Source organism: Streptococcus parasanguinis, from assembly GCF_001578955.1.
GTDB classification, from domain to species: Bacteria; Bacillota; Bacilli; order Lactobacillales; family Streptococcaceae; genus Streptococcus; species Streptococcus parasanguinis_U.
The window spans coordinates 33,566-37,631 of record NZ_KQ969691.1; the positions used below are offsets into that span (position 1 = coordinate 33,566).

Consider the following 4,066-nt stretch of genomic DNA (forward strand, 5'->3'; position numbering starts at 1 on the left):
CCTCTCTGTTCAATTATTCTACACTAAACAAGTAAGGGTAGACGGGTTGGCCACCTTGGTGGATTTCCACTTCTACATCCTCATACTTCTCAGCAAGGGCTTGGGCCAATTCATCTGCCAACTCCTCACTGCCGTCTTCACCGACATAGATGGTCACAATTTCACTGTCTTCATCCAACATATGAGCGAATGTTTCTTCCAAGGTTTCCATCATATCTGGATTTGAAACAACGATTTTGCCATCGACCATTCCAAGATTATCATTTTCATGGATTTCAAGCCCATCAATAGTGGTATCGCGAACCGCTGTTGTCACACTACCAGACACAACATCGCCCAATGAAGCGCTCATGCGTTCGTAGTTTTCTTCGATCGACTTGCTTTCATCAAAGGCAAGAAGACTAGTCAATCCTTGAGGGATGGTCTTGGTCTCAACAACTGCTGCAGGCTGATCAATCACTTCTGCTGCAGATTGAGCAGCCATCAAGATATTTTTGTTGTTTGGCAAGATAATAATGTTGCGCGCATTCAACTCTTCAACTGCTTTGACAAAGTCTTCAGTTGATGGGTTCATGGTTTGACCACCAGAGATGATGTAATCAACTCCTTGCGCTTTAAAGATATCAGCCAATCCGTCACCAGCAACTACTGCGATGATGGCATATTCTTTTTCTTCAACCGGTTTAGCTTGGCGCTCTTCTTTTTCAACTTGCGCTTCGTGTTGGTTACGCATGTTGTCGACTTTGACCTTCACCAAGCTTCCGTACTTAAGACCTTCTTGCATGACAAGACCTGGATCTTCTGTATGGACGTGAACTTTGACAATCTCATCGTCATTCACCACCAACAGGGAATCCCCAAGGTTGTTCAAATAGTTACGGAATTCATCGTAATCGAAGTCTTTGACATAGGTTGGACCTTGTTTCAATGCGACCATGATTTCTGTACAGTAACCAAACTTGATATCTTCAGTTGCGACATGGCCAGCGACGGACTTGTGGTGTTCTGCATTGATCATTTCTGACATAGTTGCAGGTGTTGCTTGGAACTCTTCAGAAGCAATGAATTCACCTGTCAAGGCTGACAAGAATCCTTCATAGATGAAGACCAACCCTTGACCACCAGAGTCTACCACGCCAACTTCTTTCAAGACCGGCAACATATCTGGAGTCTTAGCAAGAGCTGTTTTAGCTCCTTCAAGAGCTGCACGCATGACTTCTACTGCATCATTGGTAGATTCTGCTTTTTTCTTGGCCCCGATGGCTGCCCCACGAGAAACCGTCAAAATGGTTCCTTCAACTGGCTTCATAACAGCTTTATAAGCAACTTCTACACCAGACTGAAAGGCTGCTGCAAGCGCTGCTCCATCCAATTCTTCTTTGTCTTTGACACTTTGAGAAAAACCACGGAATAATTGAGAAGTGATGACTCCTGAGTTCCCACGCGCACCCATCAATAGTCCTTTGGCAAAAATCCCTGCTGCTTCTCCAACAGTTGAAGCAGTACGGTCAGATACTTCTTTGGCTCCATTTTCAATGGTCATTCCCATATTAGTCCCTGTATCCCCATCTGGTACAGGAAAGACGTTCAAAGAGTTTACATATTCCGCTTGTTTATTTAAGCGCGTAGCCCCCGCTTGGACCATTTCTTGAAATAAACTTGTAGTAATATTAGACACGATTATTCTCCCACAATTTTGATATTTTGAATATAGACATTCACAGTATCCGTAGTGATTCCAAGTTGATTTTCCAAACTAAATTTCACACGTTCTTGAATATTTTTTGAGACTTCGCTAATTTTTGTTCCATAGCTCAAAACAGTGTAAACATCAACTGCGATAGTTCCTGCTTCCGTTGTTTTGACAACAACACCTTTAGAGAAGTTTTCTTTCCCTAGGAGGGCTTGGAAATTATCTTTGATCGCATTTTTGCTGGCCATTCCAACCACACCGAAGATCTCAGTAGCAGCACCGCCTACAACAGTTGCGATAACCTCATCAGTCAATTCAATTTGACCGTCCTTTGTATTGATTTTTACTGTCATAATTTCTACCTCAAAAGTATTTTATATTCTATTTTACCATAAAAGAGGTCAACTGTAAAAGGGTAGGGACTATTCTTCACCCGCTGTGACAGCTGTCTCTGAAGAAAAAGGAGTGGGAAAGAACTCCGTAAAATAAAAAAGTTGAAAAGGTTCCCCAGATCTTTTCAATTTTCCCACCCCGCATAGCTTCAAAGCCTGGGAGGTTGCTGATGAAGGAAATATTGTTTCCCTCATTAGGTTATCTTTTGAGATTCAAAGCAGTGTTTTGAGCAATCAACCACTGCCTCATGCAACTATCCTATCAAAAAAGTGAAGGCTGGACATTTTTGTCCAGCCTTCTTTCTTTATTAAACGCGTTCTACTTTACCAGATTTCAATGCACGAGCTGAAGCCCAAACTTTTTTAGGTTTACCATCGATAAGGACAGTTACTTTTTGAAGGTTTGGTTTTACGGCACGTTTTGTTTGGTTCATAGCGTGTGAACGGTTGTTACCTGATACAGTCTTACGACCTGTGAAATAACATACTTTAGCCATTTCTGTGTTTCCTCCTATTAGATCTAATATAACGGATGTGCTAGCACCACATACCGTACTATATTACCAAAAAAAATCTCTCTTGGCAAGCTTTTGGCTAAAGTTTTTCATTTCCGACTTAAGAAAACGAATTCGCTCCTACATAGATAATTTCTAGATTTCCCAAGGAAACATCGCCCGTAATGTAGAAATCCTTACTTGTCAGAGCACTTGGATTTTCCTGGTGCTGGATCGCTGAGAGGGAATTATCCACATTTACATGGACACGCCAATCGCTTGGTACATAGAGGCTCAGACTCCCAAGAGAAACATCAACAACAAACTGAGCAGAAGGACCCTCAATCCGGCAATTGTCAAAATAAACCGAAGCTTCTCCCATACTTACATCTGCACTTCCGTGGGTAAAGTGTTGGTCATTGAGATATTTTGTCACCGTTGAAAAAGTGACATCGATGTCATTGCCATCAGACTTACTCATGGACCCAGCAGAATAGGAAGCTAGGCGGGCTTTTGTTTTCTTAGAGGGTTTAAACAAAATGTTGAGCCCAATCACAGCGAGAATTGAGGAGAGGATGACAACTGAATTGGACACCGGAAGGAAATGGTATTGCCCATTGAGACAAAAGAGAGCTAAAAGTCCATAGATGAAGCCCCAACCAAAATGGCGTTTTAAGAAACTAGAGAGGGACAGGACTGCAAGCAAGGTAACCCAAGCCAAGGTCCAGATGCTGATGTCCCATTTTACAAAATAGCCTTGTAAGAGGATTAAGGCTGCTAAAAGGATTAAGAATACTCCAATTAATTTTTTTCTCATGATATTACCTCATTTCATTTAGTCGTTCTTTTAAGAGTTGATAATAGCGTCTAGATACGTGGACCTGCTTATGGGTCTGGTAGAAATTGACCGTGCTGGTCCCTGAAAAAGACTTTTCTAGAGAATAGATCTGCTTTGCGTTGACAATGGTGGATTTGGAAATCCGACAAAAGGCGATGGGAAGCAGCTCCTCCAATTCATAGAGTTTCTGCTTGACCTCATAGGCCTCATCCTTGGTGTGTCCAAAAATCTTCTCCCCGTCCGTCTCAAAAAAGAGGATCGATGCTACATCCAGAAAATACTCACTTCGGTCCTTGTAGAAGGCTAAAGGAGCAACCTTTTGTTCCAGGATTCTCTCTTGCAGCTGGGTCAACTCCGGGGTCAAGCGCGGAGCTCGAATCAAGATCTCAGGCTCGTCCATAGATGGATCCAATTCGATTTTAACTTTCATAAAACTCCTTTCCCAACGTTTTGATAGTACCATTATAACAGCTATTGAAAACAAAACAAGGGCTTTTCAGTAAGTGGCACCTTTTCCCTACTAAGAGGTCGTATCTAAGAAGTAAAAGAGCTAATTAAGTGAGCAACCGAGAACTTGGACAAACCTTTTTAGCTAAATTAATTAAATGATTTTACAAAGAAATAAAAATGTAGAAACAGAGCTAAGACC

General features: G+C 41.9%; 5 protein-coding genes. All 5 read right to left on the reverse strand.

Annotated features, from left to right (window positions below; all coding sequences use genetic code 11):
• Positions 1-13 precede the first annotated feature (13 nt).
• Positions 14-1,678, reverse strand: a complete 1,665-nt coding sequence (locus SPADD19_RS06955) for a DAK2 domain-containing protein (protein WP_061455614.1) — start codon at positions 1,676-1,678, stop codon at positions 14-16.
• 2 nt (positions 1,679-1,680) lie between these two features.
• Entirely contained in the window at positions 1,681-2,046 is a 366-nt protein-coding gene (locus SPADD19_RS06960) for an Asp23/Gls24 family envelope stress response protein (RefSeq protein ID WP_003004393.1), read from the reverse strand.
• A gap of 347 nt (positions 2,047-2,393) precedes the next feature.
• Positions 2,394-2,582, reverse strand: coding sequence for a 50S ribosomal protein L28 (rpmB, locus tag SPADD19_RS06965; RefSeq protein ID WP_001140948.1), 189 nt, complete (start codon positions 2,580-2,582; stop codon positions 2,394-2,396).
• Positions 2,583-2,700: 118 nt separating this feature from the next.
• The gene (locus SPADD19_RS06970; RefSeq protein ID WP_014712935.1) at positions 2,701-3,396 is read right to left on the reverse strand and encodes a LiaF transmembrane domain-containing protein; all 696 of its coding nucleotides are present in this window, start codon (positions 3,394-3,396) and stop codon (positions 2,701-2,703) included.
• A 4-nt stretch (positions 3,397-3,400) separates the two neighbouring features.
• Complete coding sequence (locus SPADD19_RS06975) at positions 3,401-3,847, reverse strand: LytTR family DNA-binding domain-containing protein (protein WP_061455615.1); 447 nt, start codon at positions 3,845-3,847, stop codon at positions 3,401-3,403.
• Positions 3,848-4,066 lie beyond the last annotated feature (219 nt).